Source organism: Mesorhizobium sp. B2-3-12 (assembly GCF_006442205.1).
In the GTDB taxonomy this organism is placed as follows: domain Bacteria; phylum Pseudomonadota; class Alphaproteobacteria; order Rhizobiales; family Rhizobiaceae; genus Mesorhizobium.
Window position 1 is genome coordinate 227,535 of the sequence record NZ_VFVR01000002.1, and the last position, 25,745, is coordinate 253,279.

The window sequence follows — 25,745 nt, forward strand, 5'->3', positions numbered from 1 at the left end:
TAAGCAAAATAGCAGAGCTGCCGCCTCCAACCGGAAAGGCCTTAGCCGCCCATGCCTCATCTTCCCGAACACCTCCTCGTCGGCTACCGCAATTTCATGAACGGCCGCTACCTCACCGAGAGCGGCCGCTATCGCGAACTCGCCCGCGAAGGCCAGGCGCCCGAAACCATGATCGTCGCCTGTTGCGACTCGCGATCCGCGCCCGAGGCGATCTTCGACGCCGGCCCCGGCGAACTCTTCGTGCTGCGCAATGTCGGCAATCTGGTGCCGCCTTACGAGCCGGACGGCGAGTTCCATTCGACCTCGGCCGCGCTCGAATTCGCCGTGCAGAGCCTCAAGGTCAAGAACATCGTCGTCATGGGTCATGGCCGCTGCGGCGGCATCCGCGCCGCGCTCGATACCAATTCCGCGCCGCTTTCCCCCGGCGACTTCATCGGCAAGTGGATGAGCCTGATCGCGCCGGCCGCCGAAACAGTGTCGGCCAGCACCCTCATGACGGCGACGGAGCGCCAGACGGCACTCGAGCGCATCTCGATCCGCTATTCCATTGCCAATCTGAGAACCTTTCCCTGCGTCTCGATCCTCGAGGGCAAGGGGCGGCTGTCGCTGCACGGAGCCTGGTTCGACATTTCGACCGGCGAACTCTGGGTGATGAACAAGGAGACCGGCGATTTCGAGCGACCGGTGCTGGAATGAGCGGCACGGCGCGCCGGGTGATGAACGTCCGGCCGGTCGTTTTCACCGCCGTCGCACTGCTGATAGCGATCGTTGCCGCCCGCGCCGATGACCGCGCCCTCATCAGCCGCTGGTATTCGGCGCTGCTGGTCGCCGACCGCACAGAACTCGCCGACCTGCTCGCCGACGATGTCCGCATCAAGCTCGACGACCTTGGCGTCGTCCAGAGCAAGCAGGAATTCATCGCTTCGCTCGACGAATGGAAAGGCGCGGTTGCCGGTGCCGCTATCCGGCACCGCATCGAGAAGAGCGAAGGCGGGGTCACCACCGTGATCGCCTGCTACGATTTCCCCAACAATGACATGCTGATGCAGGAAACCTTCGCGGTGAGCGACAACCGCATCACCGCCAGCTCGCAGGCGGCAATCGCTGAAAACTGCGAGGGCTATTGAGGCGGATCGCCCAACTGGCATATTGCGGGCCCGCGGGCCGCGCCCTACATCGGTGACACCCTCCTTCCCGATGCCAGCGAAAGACCCTCCATGCCCTCTACGAAAGCCGTCGACCTCGCCGCCCATCCCTTGACCGCGTGGCAAGGACCGCTCGGCCTGCCCGATTTTGCCCAGATTGGCGACGGTGATTTCTCCCCGGTCTTCGACGCCGCGCTGAAGGCGCATGAAGCAGAGGTCGACGCGATATCAGGCAACGAGGACGCGCCGACCATCGAGAACACGCTTGCCGCGCTGGAACTGGGCGGCGAGGCGCTCGATCACGTCTCGTCGATCTTCTGGTGCCGCGCCGGCGCCTATACCAACGAAACGATCCAGGCGCTGGAGCGCGACATTTCGCCGAAGATGTCGAGGCACTTCTCCGCGATCTCGATGAACGAAAAACTGTTTGCCCGCATCGACGACCTCTACCAGCGCCGCGAGAGCCTGCAGCTCGATCCCGAGACGCTGCGTGTCCTGGAGAAGACCTGGAAGGGTTTCGTCCGTTCCGGCGCCAAGCTCGATGCCGACGGCAAGAAGCGGCTGGCCAAGATCAGTGAAGAGCTGTCGTCGCTCGGCACGACTTTCGGGCAAAACGTGCTGGCCGACGAGCGCGACTGGGCGCTGTTCCTCGACGAGGCGGACCTTGCCGGCCTGCCGGACTTCGTGAAAAGCTCGATGGCCGAGGCCGCCGAGATACGTGGCCAGAAGGGCCGCTACGCCGTCACCCTGTCGCGCTCGATCTACGAGCCGTTCACCACCTTCTCCGAGCGCCGCGACCTGCGTGAGATTGCCTATCGCGCCTTCACCATGCGCGGCCAGAATGGTGGTGCGTCCGACAACACGGCCGTGGTGCGCGATATGCTGAAGCTGCGCGCCGAAAAGGCGAAGCTGCTCGGCTATGCCTCCTTCGCCGCGCTCAAGCTCGACGACACAATGGCCAAGACACCGAAGGCGGTGCATGCGCTGCTCGACCCGGTCTGGGAAAAGGCGCTGGAAAAGGCCGCCGCCGACCAGAAGGAACTGGAGCGGCTTGCGGCGCAAGCCGGCAGCAACGAAAAATTCGCCGCCTGGGACTGGCGCTTCTACCAGGAAAAGCTGCGCGCGGAAAAGTTCGCTTTCGATGAGGCCGAACTGAAACCCTACCTGCAGCTCGACCGCGTCATCGACGCCTGTTTCGACGTGGCCACACGGCTGTTCGGCATCACTTTCGAGGAGAAGCAGGGGATCGCCGCCTGGCACCCGGACGCGCGCGTCTTCGTGGTGAAAAACGCCGATGGCAGCGAGCGTGGTCTGTTCCTGGCCGACTATTTCGCGCGGCCTTCAAAACGCTCCGGCGCCTGGATGAGCGCGCTGAAGTCCGGCTACCGTCTCGGCCATGGCTCCAGGCCGGTGATCTACAACATCATGAACTTCGCCAAGCCGCCGGCGGGCGAACCGGCGCTGCTGTCGGTCGACGAGGCGAAAACCTTGTTCCATGAGTTCGGCCATGCGCTGCACGGCATGCTGACCGACGTCACCTGGCCATCGGTTTCCGGAACCTCGGTCAGCCGCGACTTCGTCGAGTTGCCTTCCCAACTCTACGAGCACTGGCTGACAGTGCCGGCGGTGCTGGAAAAGCACGCGCTGCATGTCAAGACCGGCAAGCCGATGCCCAAGGCGCTGCTCGACAAGATGCTGGCCGCGCGCACTTTCGGCGCCGGCTTCGCGACCGTCGAATTCACCGCCTCGGCGCTGATCGACATGGCCTATCACGCGCGGCCCGATGCGCCGGAAGAGCCACTTCGTTTCGAGGCCGAAACATTGCAAAAGCTCGACATGCCCGATACGATCGCGATGCGCCATCGCACCCCGCATTTCGGTCATGTCTTTGCGGGCGACGGCTATTCGGCCGGCTATTATTCCTACATGTGGTCGGAAGTGCTCGACGCCGACGCTTTCGCCGCCTTCGAGGAAACGGGCGACCCCTTCAACCCGGCGCTGGCCGAACGGCTGCGCAAGAACATCTACGCCGCCGGGGGCTCGAAGGATCCCGAAGAGCTTTACACCGCGTTTCGCGGCAAGATGCCTTCGCCGGACGCGATGATGGTGAAGCGGGGCTTGGTGTGATTAGCCGATCTCCCCCCTCGAGGGGGGAGATTAGCTAGCTTCAACCCAAGGATCCTTCACCCGTGGCCACACCGGCCGCGTCAGCTTCTTGTAATTCGTCGCCGCCGGGTTGCTGGGATACGAACTCGGCGCCGCGACATAGATGATCTCGGCGGCGATCGGCTCGAAGCCGGCATAAAAGTGGTTGGTCGACTTGATCAGCAGAATGTCTTTCGACAGCGGTTCGATGCCGATGTTGGAAAAGACATCCGGCTCGAAGGTCTGCGTGCGATTGGTGTTCAGGATCACATCGACCTCGGTGCCTTCGATCCGCACCACCGCCGACGGTCCCAATGTCACGCGACTCGGCCCGAAACTCTGCCAGCCCTGCCCGACAGCCTTCAGCACGGTGACGCGCGCGTCGATCGGCTCGCCTGCCTGCGGCCCGGCCTTGCCGCCGAAGCGCAGGTCGATGACCGCGCCCTCGCCCGCCGCCTGGCAGAACATCACCGCGATCGGATCCCAGATCGTCGCCACACCGACGTTTGTGATGCCGCGCGTCAGGAGTTCGCGCAGCACGATGGTGCCGTCGCCCGGCACGCCGCCACCGGGATTGTCCCAGATATCGGCGATGACGACCGGCTTGTCGCTGCGTTGCGCGCGCACCGCGAGCGCCTGTTCGATGCCGGCGGCGGCGGAGAGCATGGCCATGGCCGTCGTTTCGCGCATGGCGTAGAGCTCGCGCCCCAGCCGCTCGGCCAGCGCATCGCCCCTGGCCTTGTCATTGTCGGTGACGACAAGGATGCGCGTGCCCATCTCGGGCACGTCGGCGGCCATGAAGCCGTGGATGACCGAGACAGACAGCACGCCGTCCTTGCCGTGCAGCGCCTTGATGCGGTCGACGAAGGAGCGCATCGGCTCGCGGCTGGTCGGCAGCACCTGGATCATGCGGCAATCGAAGGTCGAGATGACAGGCTTGATCTCGCCACGCGCCGCCGCCAGCCCAAGCTCGACGACATGCTCGCCACGCTCGTAGAAATCGGTGTGCGGGAATTCGAGGAAATAGGCCATGACATTGCAGGCCGCCACGCGGCTGGGCGTAAGATGGCTGTGCGGATCGAACTCGCAGGCGATCGTCACGCCAGGCCCGACGATGCCGCGCACGCGCTCCAGCAGATCGCCCTCGCAATCGTCATAGCCTTGCGCCACCATGGCGCCATGCAGGCCCAGCATGACGGCATCGACCGGCAAGGCGGCCTTCAGTTGATCGAGGATTTCGTCGCGCAGCGCCTCATAGGTCTGGCGCTGCACCAGGCCGCCGGGCTCGGCCCAGGTCGCGGTGCCTTCGATCACGGTGAGACCTTCCGCGGCCGCGCGGCGGCGCAGCGCCACGATCGGCGAGGAGCACAGCGTCGGCGTTTCCGGATGCTTGCCCGGCCCGGCATAGAACGCCATCTCGAACGAGGCCCGGTCTGTCGGCACCGGCGAGAAGGTGTTGGTTTCCGTCGCCAGCGAGGCGGTGAAGATGCGCATGAAAGCTCCCTGGACTTCTTTGTTTTTTCGCAATTCCGGGCGGAAACCGCTGCGCCCTTCTTGCCGGAATTGCTATTTGACCGCACCGAGCGCCAACCCGCGCACGAGATAGCGCTGCAGCCAGATGAACAGGATCGCCACCGGCAAGGTCGCCAGCAGCGTCGCCGCCATGACGTGATGCCATTCGATCGTGTAGCGGCCAGCGACCAGAGAGAACACCTGGATCGGCAGCGTATAGCTTTCCTGGCTGCGCAGCATGGTCAGCGCCACGACGAATTCGTTCCAGGCATTGATGAAGGTGAAGATCGCAGTCACCGCGATCGCCGGCAGGCAAAGCGGCAGGAACACTTTTCGCAAGGTCAGCCAGCGCCCGGCGCCCTCCATCCAGGCGGCCTCCTCGAGGTCGCGCGGAATGGTGTCGAAATAGCTCTGCAGCATCCAGACCGTGAAGGCGACGTTGAAGGCCATGTAGATGAAGCCAAGCGCGGTGGTCGATTCGACCAGCCCCCAGGCGGCCATCAGCCGGAAAAGGCCGAGCACCAGCACGATCGGCGAGATCATCTGCGAGATCAGCAGGAACTGGCGGAAGGCGCCGTAGCCGGCAAAGCGAAAGCGCGACATGGCGTAGGCGGCCGGCACGGAGATGAGGATGGCGCCAACGGTGGCGATCACCGAGACGTAGAGCGAATTGGCCAGTGCCTGGCCGAAGCCGGTCGCCACCCACATGTCGGAGAAATTCGACCAACGGAACTCGCTCGGCCACCAGCTGGGCGTCAGCACTTCGGTCCTCGGCTTGACCGCCGTCAGGAACATCACCGCGAAGGGGAAGAGCGTCACCACGATCAAGGGCGACAGCAACAGCCAGGCGACGATGGTACGCTTCAATTTGCTTCTCATGCGCGCTGCTCCCGCATGGCAAGCCGGACATAGATCAGGGTGAAGATCAGCAAAATGGCGAACATCACCAGCGACACCGCGGAAGCCTCGCCGAGTTTGCCGATGCGGAAGGCCAGCTTGTAGAGGTGGGTGACCAGGATGTCGGTTGAATTGGCTGGCCCGCCCTGCGTCATCACCCATATGATCGGGAAGGAATTGAAGACGTAGATGGTGTTGAGCACGATGGCTATGTTGATGAAGGGTTTCAGCAGCGGAAAGGTGATTTCGCGGAACTGCTGCAGCGGCGTTGCCCCCTCCAATGCGGCCGCCTCGTAGAGATCGTCCGGGATGGACGAGAGGCCGCCGAGGAAGATCGTCGTGGTGAACGGCACCGTCACCAATATGCCGATCAGAACCTGCATCGGAAAGGCGGTTTCAGCCTGCGCCAGCCATTGGATGTTGTGGTCGATCAGGCCGAGGCCGAGCAGCGCCGAATTCAGCATGCCGCTTTCGCCGCTCAGCGCCCAGCGCCAGACAACGGCCGTCATGGTCAGCGACACCGCCCAGGGCAGCATGACGATGACGCGGGCAAGACCACGGCCATAGAAGTCGGTATTGAGGATCATCGCCACCGGGATCGAGAGCAGCAGCGCGCCCCCGACCACCAGTACCGTCCACAGCCCCGTGCGCCAGAGGGCCGCGATGAAATCGGGATCGGCGGCGAGCGCGGCGAAATTGGTCAGGCCGCTGAAGTCGCGCAACTGGCCGAAACGGCTGACGTCGTGCGTCGAAATCTGGATCAGGTCCCAGACCGGCCAGAAGATGACCACCGCCGCCAGGAACAGGCTGGGCAAGGTCAGGAGATAGGGCAGGAAGCGATTTTGCATCGGCTTGGGTTTTACCGCTTTGCTTGGCTTGGGTGGCCTTGAATTCCTTACGCACGGTCTGTGCTGCCCCTCACCTGCCTGCCGGCATCCTCTCCCCGTATAGTGACGGGGAGAGGGGCGCTCTCTTCGCCGGTTTCGCCAATCACCGACGTCGCAGGAAAGGCGCCTAGGTTGCGGCCAGCCCTTTCTCCCCGTCCCTATACGGGGAGAAATGCCCGGCAGGGCAATGAGGGGCAGCGCCGACATCGGCGATTTTTGCTTTGTCCGGAGTGATTACCTGTCAGTCTTCGTATTTACGTGGAGAGCACCCGAATACCTGTTTTTAGAAGTGTGGCGCGCCCCGCCTGAGTCGGGGGCGCGCCACGGGCGCAGGGAGATACGCCCTATTTCTTCAGCGCCGCCCTATTTCTTCAGCGCCGCCCTATTTCTTCAGCACCGCATTCGCCTTGGCCGCCGCGTCCTTCAAGCCGGCCTCGGGGTCGCCGCCGAGATAGATCTTCTGCATGGCGTCGGACGTGATCTGGGCGACCTCTTCCCAGCCCGGAATGACCGGCGCGAAGCGGGCATCGGACAACAGCGCGGTAAAGGCGGCGAGATCAGCGTTGTTGACGTAGTAGTCCATCTTGGCCTCTTCCTTGTTCACCGGCAGGAAGCCTTCTCCTTGGGTGAACTTGGCGCGCTGCTCCGTGGTGAACAGGAAGTCCATCAGCTTCCAGGCCTCGTCCTTGTTCTTGGAGTTCTTGAACATGATCATGGAATCGGTGACGCCATAGGTGCCGCGCGCACCGGTCGGCCCGGCCGGAATGGCCGCCACACCGTATTTGAGGCTCGGCGCCTCATCCTTGATCTGGTTGGACAGGAAGGGCGCGGTGATCATCATGCCGACCTTGCCCTGCTTGAACAGGTTCTGCACGTCCTCGCGGTTGTTGGAGGTGACGCCGGGCTCCGTCAGCCCCTCGTCGATCATCGATTTGTAGAGCTTGGCCGCTTCGAGCGCGCCCGGCGTGCCGAGGCCCGACGTACCGTCCTTGTTGAGGATCTCGGTGCCTTGCGACCACATCGCGTAGTAATAATAGACGTCGGTCTCGATCTCCTTGCCCTGCAGGCCGAAGCCGAAGGCACCCTGCGCCTTGATCTTGCGTGCATCCTCCTGCAGCTCGGTCCAGGTTGCCGGCGGCTTGGCGATGCCGGCCTTCTCGAACAGCTCCTTGTTGTAATACATGGCGCGCGCCGAAGCGGCGATCGGCAGACCATAGGTCTTGCCGCCCATGATCGAGGGCGACAGGAAGGTGTCTATGAAGCGGCCCTTGAAGTCGGGCGTGATGTAGCCGTCGAGCGGCTCGGCGACATCTTGCTGGACGAAGTCGATCAGCCAGCGCGTGCCGATGATGGAGAGATCCGCATTGGTGCCGGCGGTGATGTCGGTGGTCAGCTTCTGCAACAGCACATCCCACGGCACCACCTCGAACTTGACGGTGATGCCGGGATTCTTCGCCTCGAACTCCTTCTTGACCTGTTCGAAATACGGGCCGGTCTTGGCGCTGTATTCGGCGACGGTAACCCGCACTTCGCCGGCCTGCGCCTGCGCGGCGAAGGCCAGCATGCCCATTCCGGCCATCAGGCCGGCAGTCCATTTCGCAAGGTTCATCCGATCTCTCCCATTTGGTCCGCGCTTTTGCGCTCCCTGTGCCGGTGCTGACACAAGATTTATGTGACTTTCCTACATTATCCATGAAGTTGCCGCATGCAAGCGGATTATTATGTTGCTTAATTACATTCCATTCTCTAGCCTGCCGGCATCTGCCTGACCTGCGGGAGGAGCACGCGCCGTGGTTTCGAGAGCCGAATTCGAAGGCCGGACCGTTCTTGTCACCGGCGCCGGCGGCGGCCTTGGCTCGGCGATCGTCGCACTGCTGGCCGGCAGGGGAGCGCGGGTCGTCGGCTGCGACCAGTCCGAAGCGGCGCTGGCGAGCCCGCACCTTGCCTCGCGCCATGTCTTCGATCTTCTCGACCGGGCTTCGGTCGAAGCCGCCATCGCCGCCGTGCTCGAAAAGGACGGCGTCCCCGACATTCTGATCAACAATGCCGGCTGGACGCGCGCCGAGACGCTCGACGCGCTGACGGCGGACAGGATCGAGCATGAGCTCGACCTCAACCTGACCGGTGTGATGATTTTCGCCGATCCCATTGCCAAGGCGATGGCCGCGCGCGGTTCGGGCAGCGTCGTCTTCATTTCGTCCGTCAACGCCATCGCGCATTTCGGCAACCCCGCCTATGCCGCCGCCAAGGCCGGCATCAACGCCTATGCCAAATCGATCGCTGTCGAGCTCGGCCGCAGCGGCGTGCGCGCCAATGTCGTCTGCCCCGGATCGATCCGCACCGCCGCCTGGGACCATCGCCTCGCCAAGAATCCCGACGTCATCGGCAAGCTGCAGCGGCTCTATCCGCTCGGCCGCATCGTCAACGCCTCGGAAGTGGCGGAAGCGGTCGCCTTCCTTGCCTCCGACCGGGCCTCGGGCGTAACAGGCGTGGTGATGCCCGTGGATGCGGGATTGACCGCCGGCTGCCTGCCGTTCATCGACGACATATTGGGAGCGTGACCATGACCGACGTCGAGTTCCGCAACCTGTCGAAATCCTTCGGCCAGCACAAGATCCTCGAGGAGATCAGCCTCGACATCAAAAGCGGCGAATTCGTCGTGCTGGTCGGCCCGTCCGGCTGCGGCAAGTCGACCTTGCTGCGCATGCTTGCGGGCCTGGAGACCATCAGTTCCGGCGATCTGCTGATCGGCGGCGTGCGCGCCAACGACCTGCCGCCGCAGCAGCGCAACATCGCCATGGTGTTCCAGTCCTATGCCCTGTTCCCGCATCTGAGCGCCGCCGACAATATCGGCTTCGGCCCCAAGATCCGGGGAGAGAGCCGCACCGCCATCGACCAGAAGGTCAAGAAGGCATCCGGCGTCCTCAACCTGTTCTCCTACCTCGACCGCTACCCCCGCCAGCTCTCGGGCGGCCAGCGCCAGCGCGTCGCCATGGGCCGCGCCATCGTGCGCGAACCCTCCGTGTTCCTGTTCGATGAGCCGCTCAGCAATCTCGACGCGCAATTGCGCGTGCAGATGCGCACCGAGATCAAGGCGCTGCACCAGCGGCTCAAATCGACCATCGTCTACGTGACCCACGATCAGATCGAGGCCATGACCATGGCCGACCGCATCGTCGTGATGGATCGCGGCAGGATCCAGCAGGTCGGGGCGCCACTGGAGCTCTATGACCGGCCGGCCAACAAGTTCGTCGCCGGCTTCCTCGGCTCGCCGTCGATGAGCTTTGTTTCCGGGGCGCTCAAGACGACGCCCGAGAGAACCTGGTTCGAGTCGGCCGGCGGCGGACGGTTGGCACTCGCCGGCAAACCGCTGCCGGCGGGCAGTGCCGTGGAGGCCGGCATCCGGCCCGAGCATTTCATCGTCGGCGAGGCCACTGATGCCATGGCGCTCAAGGTCGATGTCGTCGAGCCGACCGGTTCCGAGACCCATGTCTACGGCGCCATTGGCGCCGACACGGTGCGCGCCGTATTCCGTGACAGGGTGCCGGTCCGGCCGGGCGACCTGCTGCCGGTCTCGGTCGCCCCCGGCAACATCCATCTGTTCGACAAGGCAACGGGCCTGCCGCTGGGATGACGATGGAAACTCGGACATGAAGACGCCGGCCGACATCATCACGCGGCTGCAACTGATGTCGCAGGACGGCACCAAGTCGGATCGTCGGCTGGCAAGTCTCGTTCTGTCCGATCTCGACTTCGCCTCCAAGGCGGCAATCTCGGAAATTGCAGCGCGCGTCGGCGTCAGTGAGCCGACGGTCACCCGTTTCTGCCGCAACCTCGGCTGCGAGGGGCTGCGCGACTTCAAGTTCTACCTGGCACAGGCCATTGCCATCGGCGGCCAGTATCTGTCGCCGGAACCGCTGAGCCGCGACGCCCGCGAACAGCGCATTGCGTCGGCCATCACCGAGGCCGCGATCGCCTCCATCCAGCGCGTTAGCGAAAACCTCGACATGACGACGCTGGTCGACGTCGCCGCGCGCCTTGCGGCATCGGGCAATGTCCTGTGCATCGGTTCGGGTGGCATCTCCTCGATGATGGCGACCGAGATGCAGAATCGGCTGTTCAGGCTCGGCCTGCCGGTTCTGGCGCAGATCGATGGCCAGTTGCAGCGCATGTACGCCGCCGTTGCCACGCCGGACACCACCGTGGTCGCCTTCTCGGTCTCCGGCTATGCGCGCTCGGTCATCGAGGCGGTGCAGGTCGCTCAGCAATATGGCGCCGCCACGGTGGCCGTCACCGCGCCCGATTCCGCGCTGGCCAAGGTCGCCGACACGGTCATCCATCTCCAGCCGCTGGAGGACGGCAACATCTACAAGCCGACATCGTCGCGCTACGCGCTGCTGGCGATCGTCGACATGATCGTGACGTCGGTCGCCGAGACGCGCGGCCCCAAGGTGCTGGAGAATTTGCGCCGCATCAAGCAGAGCGTCAACACGCTCAAGGTTGACGATCCCCGCCTGCCGTTAGGGGATTGATTACAGCGTCTTTCTCCCCGTCGCTATACGGGAAGAAATGCCCGGCAGGGCAATGAGGGGCGGCACCGACCTACGACAATCGATCGAAGCACTCTCAACCGATTGTCAGCTACGTGCTTCGGCTGTCGCAGAGCGCTTCGACGCTTCTTGCCAGCACCGCCGGTTCGCCTGAAATGCGCAGCGTCTTGAGCCGGGCGGTGCCGTCGGCAGCGACCGAAACGGCCGATGCCGGCACGCCCAGCGCCTTGGCGACCAACTTCTCCAGCGCTTGATTGGCCGCGCCGTTTTCCGGCACGGCGCGGACCCGCGCCTTCAGGTGGCTTCGTCCGTTCGCCGATGTTTCGACACCTTCGAGCCGGTCCACGGAAGACTTCGGCGTCAGCCGGACGAACAGATCGACGCCGTTCTCGCGAATGCGCAACGGCGCGCTCATCCGATCGTCAGGCCAGCAGCAGCGGCGCCACCGTGGTGAGGATGAACTGCCTGAGGAAGAACAGGATCAAAAGCAGGATGATCGGCGAGATGTCGATGCCGCCAAGGTCGGGCATGAAGCGGCGGATCGGCCGCAGCGCCGGCTCGGTCAGCCGGTAGAGCATGTTGCCGATGCTGCCGACGAACTGGTTGCGCGAGTTGACGACGTTGAAGGCATAGAGCCAGGAAAAGATCGCCGAGGCGATGATGACCCACCAATAGAGGTCGAGCGCCATGACGATGGTTTGAATGAGGGCGAGCATGCCGGTCTCCAATTGTTGCCGACATGTAGCCATTGCACGCCGAACCGGCAAGAGCAGGCTTCCGCACACGGCCGGCGGTCGGGTTTTTCGGCAAAACGCCGCCTTGACAGGAAACCGTGCCGCCCGATAAATGCGCCATCCGCTGGACGGGGCTGTAGCTCAGCTGGGAGAGCGCGTCGTTCGCAATGACGAGGTCAGGAGTTCGATCCTCCTCAGCTCCACCAGCGGAATAATCGATAGTCCGCTTCCCATGCGGTAGGGTCCAAGCCTCATCCGATGAGGCGCGCGGCGTCGATGCTCCCAAAAATGGCCAGATGCGATTTCGCGTTTCCCCAGGCGAAATGGCTGTCAATTGGACTTATGGCGGGACCGTCGTCGAGTCGGCGCTATTTTTTTTGGAAATCACGCCATTAGACTGGCGTTCTCAAATCAGTTTTTTCTGTGTGTTGTGACAAGGCGTTTCGGCGGGGGCGACCGAAGGCGCTATAGGGTTTCGAGTCGAAATGAAGAGTTCGCCTGCGAAAGCAAAGCCGTGTCCATTCGGGAGAATCTCGCTGCAAATCTCAGACGGCTCTGCAAGGACCATGCTTCCGTCAGCGCGGTATGCCGCGAGCTGGGTATCAACCGCACGCAGTTCGAGCGCTACCTGCAGGGACAGACCGTTCCCAACAAGGCCACCGCCAAGCTGATCTGTGATTATTTCCGCGTCGACGAAGCCGAACTGTACCGGGACCCCGGTACGCCCGAGCCCACGGCTACCGGCCTGCCGCCGATTTCCGAAAGCCTGTTTGCCCAGATGATCCGCCCGCCCGCCCCGTCGATCGCGGGCGGCACCTATTTCACCTATTTTTCGATCCCCGGCCGATCCGACCTGCTGGTGCGGGCGATCACCTTTGTCCGGCGCGAAGCCGAACTGGTCACATTCCGCAGGGTCACGGGATGGTCGGAGCGTCGCGGCTCGACATGGGCGCGGGCACGCGGCAATCACTATGGCGTGGCGATCTCGCGTCTCAACTGGATCTATTTCAGCGGCGTCAACCGCCGCCAGACCGGCGAGCCGTCGCTGATCTCGGTGCAATGGGCGCCGATCTCCGAACCGGTGCTGACAGGCAAGGCGATGCTTCTGACCGAAGCCGGGCCGGCCTTCGTATCGGTCATCATGCGGCAGGATATGTCCAACATGCGGCCCCGGCATGCGATCCGCATGGCACATGTCGTCAGGCTCGATGATCCCGGCATTGACCAACTCGTCGTCAGCCTGGCACGGGACGGGATGGCCTAGCCGCCCCGTTACGCTAAATAAGAACAAGATATCCCGAAAAAGCGTATGTTAGCGATTGCCTACTCCATATCTGAGTAAAATCGATTTTTTAGACTTTGGATCGAAGAAAGATATTTTAGCTCATATTTGATTTACTACAATTTTAACAACTCATTAACTCTTCCGACCTTACCTTTCTTCTCGCGGATCCCGTTTGGGATCTCTCAAAAGATCCCATTGGGGGGTCGGGAAAGGGACGAAAATGGCCAAGAAAGTCAACAATGCCCCGAAGCTGACGGTTGCCGCGGGCACGCAGACCGTCTTCTTCTCGCAGGGCATGCACTACAACAAGCGCTGAAGTCGTCGGCGCCGACGGGCATTCGCCTGTCGGCGCTCCGCATCCCCGAACGGCATTCAGCATCATGAAAATGCGCTCTTCAAAAACGCTCGTTTTCTACCCCGGGACCAACAAGGTCACGGCATGCAATTTCCTGACCAGAAGCGTCTTCGACTGCAGCCCCGAAGTGGTCGGCCTTCTCGCTTCCTGGGATGATTGGGCTTCCACGGCGCAGATCGCGCGCGCCCACGGCTGGTCGAAGGCGGACCTGAACGCCGTCGTTCCGCAACTGCTCGATTTTTCCGCCCTCGTCACCGCCGGCTCGCCGCTGGCCGAACAGGAAACGCGGTTCTCCGGGCAGTGGGGATGGAGCCTGCCGACCGCGCTGATGCATTTCTGCGTCCAGGACAGCGAGTTCATGACCATCGAACAGGCCGAGGCGCGGCAGATCGACCGTGCCGGCCATGTCGCCCAGCCGGACCTCCTGCTCAAGAATGCGCCGGGCGCCATCCGGCTGCCGGACGCACTGGCCGACAACGACCTTCTGACCCTGATGGCCCGGCGCCGCACCAACCGCACCGCGGCCGCGCCCACCATCACCGCGCGGCAGCTTTCCGATTGCCTGTTCGCGGGCATGGGCATCACCGGCGAGACCAGCAACTGCGTTGGCGCCCTGCCGCTCGGCATGACCCCTTCGGGCGGTGCGCGAAACCCCTACGAAGCCTATGTGGTCGCGACCGGCGTCGAAGATCTGGAACCCGGCGTCTACCACTATTCCGCCGCCGGTCATGACCTCGGCAGGATCTCGGCCAACCATGTGCCGAAAATTTCGGAACTGGTCGGCGGACAGGAATGGGCCGACGCCATGCCGTGCCTCATTCTGCTTTGCGCCCGGCTCGACCGCACTATGTGGAAATATGAGGATGCCAACGCCTACCGCGTCGTGCTGATCGAGGCGGGCCATATCGGCCAGAACATGATGCTGGCGGCAACCAGTCATGGCCTGTCGGCCTGCCCCACGGCAGCGCTGAGCCATTCGGCGATCAAGCGCCTCCTGGGCCTCGACCGCCTCACCGACGCGCCCATCTATGCCTTGACCCTCTCAACACCGGAAACCGACCCGCATCCGGCGGGCAGGTCGATCAATTAGCCGTCTCACCATGTCCAGAGTAGCCCTTACGCGTTCCCAAGGTTTCATCCGACGACAGGAGAAGCACATGCCAAATCAGACCTTACGGCAGTCAGAGATCGATAGCCTTCAATACATCGCGTCGATGACCAACGAGCTGGTGCAGATGGCCGAAGCAAGCCGTTTTCCCATGATCTCCTATCTCCTGGGCATGGCCTATGCCGAGGCCTTCGATGTCCTGCGCGGCGCACGGCCGGCGAGGCACGCGCAACTCAGCGGCAACCCGATGCATCCCAAGGCGCACGCGAAAGACAACCACGCTCAGCCAAGGACGGCGTAGCGCGATGCAAATATCCGGCTGGTGCGGGACGGCCCACACGCGGCCGAACCGGTGGGAGACGCTCTGTGCGCTGCAAAGCTTGCTGCCGCTGCTGAGAAAGGCCGCCGCCGACCTCGGCAGCGCCGAGATGATCTATTGGTTCGAACTGGCCGATGCCGAAATTGCCAGCATCATCAGGGGCCGGCCATCCGATGCGGCCGCGATGCCCGCCTTGATCGCCCGCAGCCCGCAAGGCGGTCATCCTTACGCAGAAAATTGAGGGGACCAGCAAATGAACATGATCGCCATCATCAGGAGCGCCGACGCCAGCGAAAGCGTCTTTGCCCGGCTGAACGGCTTGATCGCCGGCCGCCCGGCCTCGCCGCGGGCCGCGCGCGTCGAGGCCCGGCAGCTGATTGCCATGGCGATGGCCGATACCTGGCAGGCCGACAGCCTCTGGGGCGCGGCGGATGCCTTTCACGCCCATTTCGACTTCATGATGCAGAGCATCGAGATCAACGGCGCCGACGGCCCCAACCTCGGAACCCTGCGGACGAAATGCCGCTTCTACCTGGAGCAGGTCGAGGCGCTGTGCCAGTCGATGAGCTGAGTTAATCTCGCAAACTGAATACGAACGGCGCCGTGCGGCTGACGCGCGAGCCGAGTTCCGGCGGCGGCGCCGGCACGGTGGCACCCTGCAGCACCGCGAGCGCGGCGCGGTCGAGTTCGGCGTCACCGGAAGAACGGACGATCCGGGCCGACAGCACCCGGCCGGATGGGTCCATGGTGAAAGTCACGTTCACATTGCCCTGCGCGCGCCGCGATTTCGCGGCACTCGGGTAGCGCTTGTGGCGATTGATCCACCCTGTCAGCCGCGACTCCCATTTGGCCGGACTGACTCCCGAAAACCCGGCCCCCGATCTCGGCGCCGCCGCCCTGGCGGCGGGCCTGGCCTCGGCGCTCGCGGCACTTGCCGTCTTCGGTGGTTCGGCCTTTTCCTTCTTCGGCCCTGGTTTGCGCTTGTCGGCGGGCTTCTTGACCTTGGCTTCTGCCGGTTTCTTTTCCTTGCGCGTCTCGGCCGGCTTAGCCCTCGGCAGCGGAACGACAACCTCCGGGGCGACGGTCTCGACGATGTCGGGGACGACCTTCTCCAGCGGCGGCTGGTCGACCGGTTCGGCCTTCGTCATCTCCACCGGCTCGTCCGGCGGCACCGTCCGCGGCTCGGCAACAGGCTCCGCTTGCTCGACCACCTTGTCGGGCTCGGCCTCGGCGATCGTCTCCGTCTCCTCGACCGGCTCGGCCTGGTCGGGAACGACCGCGTCGGCCATCGCGGCCTGTTCGGGCACCGCCGGCGTCACCATCATCGGCGCCATCTCGATCACCGGGGCCGGCGGCGGCCCGCCATCCGGCGGATCGACCGGGCTGAGATTCTGCACGGCATAAGCGACCGCAACATGTGCCCCGAGCATCAGCACGGCCGCACATGCCCACAGGCCAAGGTCGCGCCAGCCGAAGCGCGACAGCACCGCCGTGGGCGAGCCGGCCGGTCGTGTCATGGGATGGCCGTTCCGCCGGGCGCCGGTGCGGCGGCATCACCGGCGGGCACGGCCTCCAGTCCGACCAGGGCGACCTTCAGATAGCCGGCGGCGCGCAGCAGGTTCATCGCTTCCATCAGGTCGCCATAGGCGACCGCCTTGTCGGCACGCAGGAAGATCCGCGTCTGCTTGTCGCCCTTGGTGCGGCTGTCGAGCGTGGCGGCAAAGGCCGGGCGCGGCACGGGATCATTGCCGATCGCCAGCGTGAGATCATCCTTCAACGTCAGGAACAGTGGAGTTTCGGGGCGCGGCGCCGGCGTCGCGGTCGAGCCGGGCAGATCGACATTGACATCCACCGTCGCCAGCGGCGCGGCGACCATGAAGATGATCAACAGCACCAGGATGACATCGATGAACGGCGTGACGTTGATCTCGTGGCTCTCCTCGAGATCGTCATCCATGATCTGGCGGATTCGGCTGCCCATCGTCCTGCTCCGCTATTGCGCCGCCATCGCGGTCGCGGGTGCGACCGTGCGGAAATCGAGGTCGCGGCTGACCAGCCGTTCGACGCCCGCCGAGGCGTCGGCCAGTATCTGCCGGTAGCCGGCTATCGAGCGGGCAAAGACGTTGTAGATGACGACGGCGGGGATTGCCGCCACCAGGCCCATCGCGGTGGCAAGCAAAGCCTCGGCGATGCCTGGCGCGACCACGGCAAGATTGGTGGTCTGCGCCTGTGAAATGCCGATGAAGGCGTTCATGATGCCCCAGACGGTACCGAACAGACCGACGAAAGGCGCCGTGGAACCGATCGTCGCCAGCAGGCCGGTGCCGCGCGACATGCGCCGCGACGCGGCGGCCTCGATGCGCGACAGGCGCGAGGTGACCCGCTCCTTCAGCCCGTCGCCGCCGACATGGTCGAGCGCGCCGGCCGAAAGCGCGGTCTCTTCCTCCGCCGCCCGCACCAGAAGCGCGCCGGCACCCCCGCTGCGGTCGAGTGCGCGGCTCGCCTGCCGCAACGTCGCTGCGTCGCCGATCGCCCGGACGGCACGGCGGACGCGCAGCTTGCCGCCGAAAATCTCCAGCGATTTGGCCAGCCATATCGTCCAGGTGACGAGCGATGCGAAGGCCAGCCCGATCATCACGGCCTTCACGATGATGTCGGCGGCCATGAACATGCCCCATGGCGACAAATCGTGCGGCAGGTTCAGCTCCATCGTCCCCGAGGGTGCCGCGGGCGCAGGGGTGGCGGGTACCGCTGGAGCAGCTTGTGCCGCTGCGGCGGGTGCGGCAGGCGTCGCGATTGCTGGAACCGCGCCAGCCGGCTGCTCCTGGGCCGTCGCGCCGGTCGTCGTCAGGATCACCGATGCGACCAACGCCGCCAACAAACCATGTCTCGACACGAACTTCTTCCTTGTTCTCACAGCGAAGTCCTCACTGCACATACCCGACGGGCTGGCCGGTGACGGGATGCGCGAACACACCCATCTCCACGCCGAAAATGCCCTTGAGCACATCGCTCCGCATGATTTCGCCCGGTGTGCCGCGGGTCAGCAGCTTGCCATCCTTCAGCGCGATCAGCTCGTCGCAATAGCGCGCCGCCATGGTGGGATCGTGCAGCACCACGACGACGCAGAGGTCGCGCTTGCGGCTGAGATCCCTGACCAGGCCCAGCACCTCGACCTGATGGGCGATGTCGAGCGCCGAGATCGGCTCGTCGAGCAGCATGACGCCGGCATTCTGCGCCACCAGCATGGCGAGCCAGGCACGCTGGCGCTCGCCGCCGGACAATTCGTCGACCAGCCGGTCCGCGAAACCTTCCATGTCGGTCAGCACCAGCGCCTCCTCGACATGGCGCCTGTCCTCGGCGCCGAAACGGCCAAGCGCGCCGTGCCAGGGGTAGCGCCCGAGCGTCGCCAGTTCGCGCACGGTGAGGCCCGTCGCCGCCGGCGTCGTCTGCGGCAGATAGGCAAGGGCCCGCGCCAGCTCGCGCGCGCCCCATTGAGGCAGCGGCCGTCTGGCGAAGGTGATCGCGCCGGAGCTTGCCGGCTGCTGGCGCGCCAGAAGCTTGATCAGCGTCGACTTGCCCGAACCATTATGGCCGATCAACCCGTAGACGCGCGCCCGTCGCAATTCGAGCGAGACCGGTCCGAGCAGCGTCCGCTCGCCAACGGCAAAACGCACGGCATCGATGTCGAAAGCGGTCTGGGTACCGGCTACGGCCACGGTCATGGCATTTCTCCAGTGCGGCCGCCGCATTCCAATCCTGGCTACGGCAGGCAGGCGCCCGGTTGACCTATAAAACATGAACTTACTAGTCAACATTGAAGGTGACTGCAATACGCAACAAATCGTGGGAGTGTGCCGGTCAAAACCCTCAAGTGCCACGACGCCGGTGGCATTGTTGCCGATTGCGGGCTGTCATTCACTCGATCCGCGCCGGCAATATCCACCGCGCGATGCCGGATATCCGGTGTCGCGGCATCGATGTGAACTCGCTAGAGTAATCTGGCGGCAAGGAGATCCGGATGATCAAGGCAACGCCCTTCGACTACCCCTATGACGGCAGGCTGGTGGCCGAAAACACCGCGTTGATCGTCATCGACCTGCAACAGGATTTCCTGTCGACATCGGGCTATTTCGCCAGGAAAGGGTATGACCCCTCGCCGCTGCGAGCGATCCTGCCGGCGGTGAGCCGCCTGATATCAGCCGCGCGTAAAGCCGGCGTCGCCGTCATCCACACCAGGCAGGGATACCGCGCCGACATGGCCGACATGACGCCTTATGAGAAATGGCGCCGCGAGCGTGCTGGTCTCGACGGCACCGACATCCTGTTGCGCTCGGGCGCGGGGTTCCAGATCGTTCCCGAGATCGATGTCGCCCCGCATGACATCATCGTCGACAAAACCTGCAACAGCGCCTTCACCTATACGGATTTCGAGCATGTGCTGCGTGCGCAAGGCATCACGCATCTGATGTTTTCCGGATGCACGACCGATGTCTGCGTCCACACCACGCTGCGCGAGGCCTGTGATCGCAACTTTCAGTGCCTGACCATCTCGGACGCTTGCGCCAGCGGTGACCAAAGGGCGCATGAAGCGGCGTTGCACATGGTGACGGTCGAGGACGGCGTCTTCGGTGTGCTGGCCGATTCGGACGCCGTTATCGATGGCCTGTCCCGGCTTGCGGTCAGACAGGTAGCAACAGAGGATTGACGGGCCTCAGCCCGCTACTCGCGTCTCTAACCCCGCGCCAGGCGCATAGGCTGCGTGGTGGAATTCGCTGGCCTCCCGGCGCGCCAGGGAGTTGCGCAGCAACGCGATCGTTTCCCGGCCAGCGGTCGCGATCTCGCGTGGCGTGTCGACGCCGACGATCATGAATTCATCGATGCCGAGCGCCGCATAGGCAAGCAGTGACAGCGCGACCTGGGCCGGTGGCCCGGAGAGGTCGACCGTCTTGTGGCCGGCGGCGGAAACACCTTGGTGGATCCTGACCGGAAGCGCGAAGCGCAGTTTGCCGGCGCGGCCATGTTCGGCCGCGGCGCTACGCGCCCGCTCCATCAATTGCCTGATATCGTAGATCGGACCCGGCGCCAGTTCGAAGACATCGGCATGCCGGCCCGCCACCTTCAGCGCCGTTCCCGATTGCCCGCCCATGCGGATCACCAGGTCGGCGCCATGCGGACCCTTGCGCTCGATATAACCGCCCTTGATGCTGTAGAACGCGCCTTCGTGGTCGAAAGGCCGGTCGTTCGACCACAGCCGCTTCAACAGCACCAGATATTCGTCGATGCGCTGCCAGACGACGCCATGTTCGACCGGCCGTGTCTCGGCATCGTCGTCGTTCAGCGGCTCGCTGATCATCCTGAGCGCCAGCCGGCCGCCGCTCCCCCTGTCGATGGACGCCAACTGGCGGGCAGCCACCGTCGGTTCGATCACGCCGGCCCAATGGGTGAGCACCACTTCCAGCGAAGCGGTGCGGTTGAGCACCTGGGCGGCAAGATCCATATTGGTCAGCAGCCCAGCCGAATCGTCGACGACGATCTTCTGGAAACCGCCGTCCTCGATCAGCCCTAGCTTGGTCGCGGTCTCCGCGAAGTCATAGAAAAAGGGGACCGTCGCGTCGGCGGTCTTGCCGGGAACATGCGTGAATTCGATCGGCATTGTCATCTCCTCCATCACTGGAATCACTGATGCTGTGAAATGCGAATCCTCGGCCACGCGAAAGCGCTCCGGGATCCGGTTCATTCAACTCCGATTGCCTGAAAGCCGTGGGGCGACGGCCCCTGCCGATCCGGCGCCTTAGGGAATAAGGCCCAGCACGACCGCTCCGGTGAACACGAACGCAAGAGCAAAGACGAGATAGGCGAAAGCGCCGGCATAGGCCGGACGAAAGCTCTGGGCGTTGGCCACCCTCTGGCCGCTGCCGTCTGTCTGAGCGTTCTGAATATAGGACATATCGACCTCCGTCTCACCGGTTAATCTATAAAACTTGTAGACTTTGTCGATTGCTATTTTTGCGTCTTTGGCAGAAATATTTTCTCGTCAGTAGGAAGAAATTGGTGCAAAATTGCTGTGAACGCGGATTTAGGCCATCGGGAGAGAGGGTGCCACGGCAGCGCTCCATGCGCCTTGAATGGACCTATGCGCTTGTCATCACGCACCTATTTCCTGCATTGGCCACGCGAGCAGGGAGGGATAGCATCGTCACCAGCGACAACATGACATGATCCAGAAGGACGGTGGGGGCGGGAAATGGGCACAAGACTGGCCGGTAAGATTGCCATCATTTCGGGCGGCGCGACCGGAATGGGCGGCGCGGCTTCGGAACTATTCGCCGCCGAAGGCGCCAAGGTGGCGATCATCGACCGCAACGGTGAAGCAGCCGCCGCAACCGCGGCGGCGATCCGGGCGCGCGGCCATGTCGCCGAGCACTTTGTCGCCGACGTGTCTGATGAAGCGCAGGTCGAAGCGGCGGTGAAAGGGGCGTCCGAAAAGCTCGGGCCCGTCACCGTGCTGTTCAACCATGCCGGCACCATCGTAATAAAGCCGTTCCTGGAGACGACGCTCAAGGAATGGGACTGGCTGCACGCCGTCAATGTGCGCTCGATGTTCCTGATGACGCGCGCCGTGCTGCCCGGCATGATCGCGGCGGGCGGTGGCTCGATCGTCTGCACCTCGTCGATCTCGGCGGTGGCGGCGACGCCCAACGAAGTGCTCTACGACACCACCAAGGGCGCCTGCCACATGTTCGCCCGCGCCATCGCCGTGGAATTCCGCGACCGCAATATCCGCTGCAACGCGGTTTGCCCCGGCTTTATCAGGACCCCGCACGGTCTGCGCGAAGTCGCCGACCTCGGCAAGCTCGGCGTCGATGTGTCCGATGCCGCGCTGGCCGCGCAGCAGGGACGGATCGGCGAGCCCGACGAGGTGGCGAAGGCAGCGCTTTACCTGGCCAGCGACGAGTCGAGTTTCGTCAACGGCACGCATCTGTTCGTCGACAATGGTTTTACGGCGATGTGAGGCGACAGCTCGGCGCCCTTCCTCTACCCCGTCGATCGGGGGAGAGGTGTCGAGCGAAGCTCGACGGAGTGGGGGTCGACCCCTTGGCGCAAGGCAAGGCGATACTTGCGCCTTGTCCCCTTTTCACTGTCCGTTGGCGACGGTTGGTCAGGTGGTTCCCCCACTCCGTCTCGGCTTCGCCGAGCCACCTCTCCCCCCTCCGGAGGGAGAGGAAAGGTCGCCAGGTCCTACCGCTCTTCTCGTCGAAACGGCTTTAGCAGCGCCGACGGCGCCACCGCGTTGCGCGACATCACCGCCATGGCGACGATGGTGAAGATGAAAGGCAGCATCAGGAACGCCTCGTAGGGGATATGCCCCAGCCCGCTCGCCTGCATGCGCAGCTGGAGCGCGTCGACGAAGGCGAACAGCAGCGCGGCCCCCGCCGAGCGCCACGGGTCCCAGCGGCCGAACACCACCAGCGCGATCGCCACCCAGCCGCGTCCGGACACGACGCCGAAGGTGAAGGCGTTGAACTGCGCCATCGACAGGAAGGCTCCGGCGAGCCCCATCAAGGCACCACCGAGGATGACCGCCTGGAAGCGCGTGGCAATGACGCTGACGCCGGCGGAATCGGCGGCACGCGGGTTCTCTCCGACCATGCGCACCGACAGGCCCCAGGGCGTGCGATAGAGCACAAAGGCTGCGAGCGGGATGGCCAGGATCGCCATGTAGACCAGCGCGAACTGGTTGAACACCGCCGGCCCGAGCACGGGAATGTCGGAGAGAACCGGGATCGGCAGTGTCTGAAAGCCCTTGATGCTCGGCGGCACCGATTGCTGGCCGAAGATCAGCCGGTAGAGGAAATAGGCAAGCCCCGAACTGAACAGCGTCACGCCGATGCCGCAGACATGCTGGCTCAAGCCCAGCGCCACCGTGAACAGCGCATGCAGCGCGCCCATAAGCATGCCGGTCAGCACCGCCACCAGCACGCCCAGCCACAGGCTGCCGCTGAGACTGGTGGCGGTGAAGCCGGTCATGGCGCACAGCAGCATGATGCCTTCGATGCCGAGATTGAGCACGCCGGCCCGTTCGGAGAACATTTCGCCCAGCGTGGCAAAGGCCAACGGTGTGGCGATGCGGATGATGGCGGCGAGGAACCCGACCTGAAAGATCTGCTCGAACACCGCGTTCATTGGACGGCTCCGACGCGGCGAATGCGATAGGCGGTGAACAGCAGCGCGACCAGCATGGCGAGCAGCGCCGTGCCCTGGATGACATCGCTGAGGAAGGCCGGCACGCCGGTCGCGCGCGACATCGCCTCGGCGCCGGTCATCACGGCGGCCAGGAAGATCGCCGCCGGCACGACGCCAAGCGGATTGAGCCGCGCCAACATGGCAACGACAATGCCGGAATAGCCGTAGCCCGGCGAAATATCGCTCATCACCTGGAAGTGCACGCCGCCGACCTCTCCGACGCCGGCCAGCCCCGCCAGCGCGCCCGACAGCAGCGCCGTCGAAAGCAGCACGCGCTGGACGTGGATGCCGCCATAGCGGGCCGCTTCCGGGTTCTCGCCGGTGACGCGGATGCGGAAGCCGAGCGTGGTGCGCACGATCAGGAACCAGATCAACGGTGCGGCGACCAGTGCCGCGATGACGCCGAGATGCAGCCGCGTGCCTTCGATCAGCACCGGGAAATTGGCCGAATCCTCGATCGGCGGCGAGATCGGATAGCCGCTGAAGCTGTCCTTCCACGGCCCCTCGATGAGCGCCATCAGCGCGTAATAGATGACCGAATTGAGCAGCAGCGAACTGACGACATCATCGACCTTGAATTTTACACGCAGCGTCGCCGGAACCAGCGCGACGGCGGCACCCGCGGCGGCACCGGCCAGTGCCATCAAGAGCATGGCGAGCGGTCCCGGCATCGGGATGGCGCCGACAAAACAACTGGCGACGGCACCGGCCAGCAATTGGCCCTCCGCGCCGATGTTCCAGAATTTGGCGCGGAAGGCGACGGCGACCGCCAGCCCGGTGAAGATCATCGGTGCGGCGCGCACCAGCGTTTCGGTGATGGCATAGCTGTCGCCGAGCGAGGCGGCGAACATCACGCCGTAGGATTCGAACACACCAGCCCCGGCCAGCGCGATCAGGCCGCTGCACAACACCAGAGTCGCCGCGATGGCGAGCAGTGGCAAAGCGAGGTTGAACCAAGCGGGTGTGGAGGTACGCGCTTCCAGGCGAAACATCAGCCGCGGCCCTCCACGCCGGTCATCAGCAGGCCGAGCCGCGCGACGGTCGCATCGGCGCTGTCCAGCGTACCGGCGATGTGGCCCTCATACATCACCGCGATGCGGTCGCAGAGCACCAGCAGTTCTTCCAGATCCTCGCCGATGACGATGATGCCGCAGCCCTTGGCGCGCATGTCGAGGAATTTCTCGTGGATGAAGCGGGCCGCGCCAATGTCGAGACCGCGCGTCGGCTGCGAGACGATCAGAACCTTTGGGTCGAAGGCAAGCTCGCGCGCCAGCAGCGCCTTCTGCAGGTTGCCGCCCGACAGCGCGCCGGCCCGCGTCATCGGCCCGGGACATCTGATATCGTAGGCCTTGATCTGTTCTTCGGCGAAGGCGCGGATCGCATCCGGCTTGAGCAGGCCCCTGGCGGAGAAGGCTGCCGTGCCGATGCGTGGCAGCACCATGGAATCGGCGAGCGGCAAATTGGTGACCAGACCTGTCGTCATGCGGTCTTCCGGGATGCGGCCAAGGCCAAGCGCCTGCACCTCGCGCGGCGAGAACCGCGATACGTTCTGGCCGGCGATGGTCATCCTTCCGGCATCCGGCGCGCGCACGCCGGAGATGACCTCCGCCAGCGCCCGCTGGCCATTGCCGGAGACGCCGGCAATGCCGAGAATTTCGCCGGCCCGCACGACAAGGGATATGTGGCGCAGCGTCGTACCCGAATGTTTCGAGGTCGAAATGCCGTCGAGGGCGAGCACTGCTTCGCCCGGCGTCGATGGCCCGCGCGCCGGCGGCACGATCTCGTGGCCGCACATCAGCTCGGCCATCGCGGCCGACGTCGTGTTGGCCGGATCGTCTACCCGCCCGGCGACGCGGCCATGCCGCAGCACGGTGCAGCGATGCGTCAGCGCCCGCACCTCATTGAGCTTGTGCGAGATGAAGATGATGCCGAGCCCCTGCGCCGCCATCGACCGCAAGGCCGAAAACAGCCCATCGACCTCGCTCGGCGCCAGCACCGCGGTCGGCTCGTCGAGGATCAGCAGCCTGGCGCCGCGAAACAGCGCCTTGACGATTTCGAGCCGCTGCTGCTCGCCGACCGACAGCGCCGAGACCGGCAGGCTGGGATCGAGCGTCAACCCATGCTGGCGGCTGATTTCGGCCAGCCGCGCCAAGCCGCCGGCGCGATCGATCCGCCCCGATTTGCCGGGAATGCCGATGAGCAGGTTTTCCAGCACGGTCAGCCGAGCTGCCAGATGAAAATGCTGGTGCACCATGCCGATGCCGGCGGCCAGCGCGTCGGCCGAGCTGGAGATCCGCGCCGGCTGGCCCTGGATCAGGATCTCGCCGGCATCAGGCGCATAGGCGCCGAACAGCACGTTCATCAGCGTCGTCTTGCCAGCGCCGTTTTCGCCCAGCAGCCCGAGGATTTCGCCCGGCGCCACGCTGAGGTCCACAGCCTCGTTTGCCTTGACGGCGCCGAAGCTCTTGGTGATGCCGCGCATTTCGATGAGTGGGGCGGGCGTCGGCAAGGATACTCCTGATCGGTCTGCGATTTAGCTTTGCTTGACAGGGATGCGCCGC

The 25,745-nt window shown here is 64.3% G+C and carries 28 protein-coding genes and 1 tRNA gene; 14 read left to right on the forward strand and 15 right to left on the reverse strand.

Translation table 11 applies throughout. From position 1 onward, the window contains the following. The first annotated feature begins 51 nt into the window (after positions 1-51). From FJ948_RS06360 to FJ948_RS06370, 3 genes are all read left to right on the forward strand, one after another. The gene (locus FJ948_RS06360; protein ID WP_140702650.1) at positions 52-696 is read left to right on the forward strand and encodes a carbonic anhydrase; all 645 of its coding nucleotides are present in this window, start codon (positions 52-54) and stop codon (positions 694-696) included. Beyond that, entirely contained in the window at positions 693-1,127 is a 435-nt protein-coding gene (locus FJ948_RS06365) for a nuclear transport factor 2 family protein (RefSeq protein WP_140702652.1), read from the forward strand. The genes FJ948_RS06360 and FJ948_RS06365 overlap by 4 nt, the downstream gene beginning before the upstream one ends. 90 nt (positions 1,128-1,217) lie before the next feature. Continuing rightward, positions 1,218-3,272: a M3 family metallopeptidase gene (locus tag FJ948_RS06370; protein ID WP_140702654.1), complete on the forward strand. Its 2,055-nt coding sequence runs from the start codon at positions 1,218-1,220 to the stop codon at positions 3,270-3,272. A gap of 30 nt (positions 3,273-3,302) precedes the next feature. Here FJ948_RS06370 and FJ948_RS06375 read toward each other — a convergent pair whose 3' ends face one another. The 4 genes from FJ948_RS06375 to FJ948_RS06395 form a co-directional block, all read right to left on the reverse strand. After that, on the reverse strand, positions 3,303-4,784 hold the full coding sequence (locus FJ948_RS06375; RefSeq protein WP_140702656.1) for a M81 family metallopeptidase: 1,482 nt from the start codon (positions 4,782-4,784) through the stop codon (positions 3,303-3,305). Positions 4,785-4,856: 72 nt separating this feature from the next. Further along, positions 4,857-5,681, reverse strand: coding sequence for a carbohydrate ABC transporter permease (locus tag FJ948_RS06380; protein ID WP_140702657.1), 825 nt, complete (start codon positions 5,679-5,681; stop codon positions 4,857-4,859). Beyond that, entirely contained in the window at positions 5,678-6,547 is an 870-nt protein-coding gene (locus FJ948_RS06385; RefSeq protein WP_140702659.1) for a sugar ABC transporter permease, read from the reverse strand. Before FJ948_RS06385 ends, FJ948_RS06380 begins: the two co-directional genes overlap by 4 nt. Before the next feature lie 421 nt (positions 6,548-6,968). Next, entirely contained in the window at positions 6,969-8,195 is a 1,227-nt protein-coding gene (locus FJ948_RS06395; RefSeq protein ID WP_140702660.1) for a sugar ABC transporter substrate-binding protein, read from the reverse strand. A gap of 181 nt (positions 8,196-8,376) precedes the next feature. On the opposite strand from FJ948_RS06395, the gene FJ948_RS06400 reads away from it, so the two are divergent. Genes FJ948_RS06400 through FJ948_RS06410 form a run of 3 tightly spaced genes read left to right on the forward strand, consistent with a single transcriptional unit; the run spans position 8,377 to position 11,118 of the window. Continuing rightward, entirely contained in the window at positions 8,377-9,147 is a 771-nt protein-coding gene (locus FJ948_RS06400; protein WP_140702662.1) for an SDR family oxidoreductase, read from the forward strand. Positions 9,148-9,149: 2 nt separating this feature from the next. Then, positions 9,150-10,220 (forward strand): sn-glycerol-3-phosphate ABC transporter ATP-binding protein UgpC, encoded by a 1,071-nt coding sequence (ugpC, locus tag FJ948_RS06405; protein ID WP_140702664.1) that lies wholly within the window; start codon positions 9,150-9,152, stop codon positions 10,218-10,220. A 16-nt stretch (positions 10,221-10,236) separates the two neighbouring features. Further along, a complete protein-coding gene (locus FJ948_RS06410) occupies positions 10,237-11,118 on the forward strand; it encodes a MurR/RpiR family transcriptional regulator (protein WP_127277082.1) in 882 nt (293 codons plus the stop codon). Positions 11,119-11,227: 109 nt separating this feature from the next. On the opposite strand, the gene FJ948_RS06415 is transcribed toward FJ948_RS06410, so the two are convergent. Beyond that, positions 11,228-11,551, reverse strand: a complete 324-nt coding sequence (locus FJ948_RS06415; protein ID WP_140702666.1) for a DUF167 family protein — start codon at positions 11,549-11,551, stop codon at positions 11,228-11,230. A 7-nt stretch (positions 11,552-11,558) separates the two neighbouring features. Continuing rightward, a complete protein-coding gene (locus tag FJ948_RS06420) occupies positions 11,559-11,852 on the reverse strand; it encodes a YggT family protein (protein ID WP_015315112.1) in 294 nt (97 codons plus the stop codon). A 148-nt stretch (positions 11,853-12,000) separates the two neighbouring features. Between FJ948_RS06420 and FJ948_RS06425 the strand changes: the two genes are divergently transcribed. The 6 genes from FJ948_RS06425 to FJ948_RS06455 all read left to right on the forward strand — a co-directional run bounded on the left by FJ948_RS06425 (position 12,001) and on the right by FJ948_RS06455 (position 15,508). Further along, positions 12,001-12,076, forward strand: a tRNA-Ala gene (locus tag FJ948_RS06425). Between the two features lie 308 nt (positions 12,077-12,384). Beyond that, complete coding sequence (locus FJ948_RS06430; protein WP_140702668.1) at positions 12,385-13,134, forward strand: helix-turn-helix transcriptional regulator; 750 nt, start codon at positions 12,385-12,387, stop codon at positions 13,132-13,134. A gap of 407 nt (positions 13,135-13,541) precedes the next feature. After that, complete coding sequence (locus tag FJ948_RS06440) at positions 13,542-14,600, forward strand: SagB/ThcOx family dehydrogenase (RefSeq protein ID WP_246677463.1); 1,059 nt, start codon at positions 13,542-13,544, stop codon at positions 14,598-14,600. A 67-nt stretch (positions 14,601-14,667) separates the two neighbouring features. Continuing rightward, positions 14,668-14,919, forward strand: a complete 252-nt coding sequence (locus FJ948_RS06445; protein WP_140702672.1) for a hypothetical protein — start codon at positions 14,668-14,670, stop codon at positions 14,917-14,919. Positions 14,920-14,998: 79 nt separating this feature from the next. Continuing rightward, positions 14,999-15,178 (forward strand): hypothetical protein, encoded by a 180-nt coding sequence (locus tag FJ948_RS06450; protein WP_181173579.1) that lies wholly within the window; start codon positions 14,999-15,001, stop codon positions 15,176-15,178. A gap of 18 nt (positions 15,179-15,196) precedes the next feature. Beyond that, on the forward strand, positions 15,197-15,508 hold the full coding sequence (locus tag FJ948_RS06455) for a hypothetical protein (RefSeq protein WP_246677464.1): 312 nt from the start codon (positions 15,197-15,199) through the stop codon (positions 15,506-15,508). Between the two features lies 1 nt (position 15,509). On the opposite strand, the gene FJ948_RS06460 is transcribed toward FJ948_RS06455, so the two are convergent. From FJ948_RS06460 to FJ948_RS06475, 4 genes are read right to left on the reverse strand one after another with little or no spacing between them, the layout of a single operon-like run. Next, positions 15,510-16,454 (reverse strand): energy transducer TonB, encoded by a 945-nt coding sequence (locus FJ948_RS06460; RefSeq protein WP_140702677.1) that lies wholly within the window; start codon positions 16,452-16,454, stop codon positions 15,510-15,512. Then, a complete protein-coding gene (exbD, locus tag FJ948_RS06465; protein WP_140702678.1) occupies positions 16,451-16,918 on the reverse strand; it encodes a TonB system transport protein ExbD in 468 nt (155 codons plus the stop codon). The genes FJ948_RS06460 and exbD overlap by 4 nt, the downstream gene beginning before the upstream one ends. 12 nt (positions 16,919-16,930) lie before the next feature. Further along, positions 16,931-17,833, reverse strand: a complete 903-nt coding sequence (gene exbB / locus FJ948_RS06470; RefSeq protein ID WP_140702680.1) for a tonB-system energizer ExbB — start codon at positions 17,831-17,833, stop codon at positions 16,931-16,933. A gap of 31 nt (positions 17,834-17,864) precedes the next feature. Next, positions 17,865-18,662 carry an ATP-binding cassette domain-containing protein gene (locus tag FJ948_RS06475; protein WP_140702681.1) on the reverse strand — a complete coding sequence of 266 codons (798 nt, stop codon included), beginning with the start codon at positions 18,660-18,662 and terminating at the stop codon, positions 17,865-17,867. Positions 18,663-18,958: 296 nt separating this feature from the next. Here FJ948_RS06475 and FJ948_RS06480 point away from each other — a divergent pair, with 296 nt between their 5' ends. Next, positions 18,959-19,645 (forward strand): isochorismatase family cysteine hydrolase, encoded by a 687-nt coding sequence (locus FJ948_RS06480; RefSeq protein WP_140702683.1) that lies wholly within the window; start codon positions 18,959-18,961, stop codon positions 19,643-19,645. Positions 19,646-19,651: 6 nt separating this feature from the next. On the opposite strand, the gene FJ948_RS06485 is transcribed toward FJ948_RS06480, so the two are convergent. Further along, positions 19,652-20,593 carry an LLM class flavin-dependent oxidoreductase gene (locus FJ948_RS06485; RefSeq protein ID WP_140702685.1) on the reverse strand — a complete coding sequence of 314 codons (942 nt, stop codon included), beginning with the start codon at positions 20,591-20,593 and terminating at the stop codon, positions 19,652-19,654. 138 nt (positions 20,594-20,731) lie between these two features. Next, positions 20,732-20,887 carry a hypothetical protein gene (locus FJ948_RS06490; protein WP_140702687.1) on the reverse strand — a complete coding sequence of 52 codons (156 nt, stop codon included), beginning with the start codon at positions 20,885-20,887 and terminating at the stop codon, positions 20,732-20,734. 297 nt (positions 20,888-21,184) lie between these two features. Here FJ948_RS06490 and FJ948_RS06495 point away from each other — a divergent pair, with 297 nt between their 5' ends. Further along, positions 21,185-21,952 carry an SDR family oxidoreductase gene (locus tag FJ948_RS06495; RefSeq protein ID WP_140702689.1) on the forward strand — a complete coding sequence of 256 codons (768 nt, stop codon included), beginning with the start codon at positions 21,185-21,187 and terminating at the stop codon, positions 21,950-21,952. 227 nt (positions 21,953-22,179) lie between these two features. Here the strand turns inward: FJ948_RS06495 and FJ948_RS06505 are convergent, their stop codons facing one another. The 3 genes from FJ948_RS06505 to FJ948_RS06515 are packed head-to-tail and all read right to left on the reverse strand — an operon-like array spanning position 22,180 to position 25,666. Continuing rightward, a complete protein-coding gene (locus tag FJ948_RS06505; RefSeq protein WP_140702691.1) occupies positions 22,180-23,124 on the reverse strand; it encodes an ABC transporter permease in 945 nt (314 codons plus the stop codon). Next, entirely contained in the window at positions 23,121-24,176 is a 1,056-nt protein-coding gene (locus FJ948_RS06510) for an ABC transporter permease (RefSeq protein ID WP_140702693.1), read from the reverse strand. Before FJ948_RS06510 ends, FJ948_RS06505 begins: the two co-directional genes overlap by 4 nt. Then, a complete protein-coding gene (locus FJ948_RS06515; protein ID WP_140703881.1) occupies positions 24,176-25,666 on the reverse strand; it encodes an ABC transporter ATP-binding protein in 1,491 nt (496 codons plus the stop codon). Before FJ948_RS06515 ends, FJ948_RS06510 begins: the two co-directional genes overlap by 1 nt. Positions 25,667-25,745: the final 79 nt, after the last annotated feature.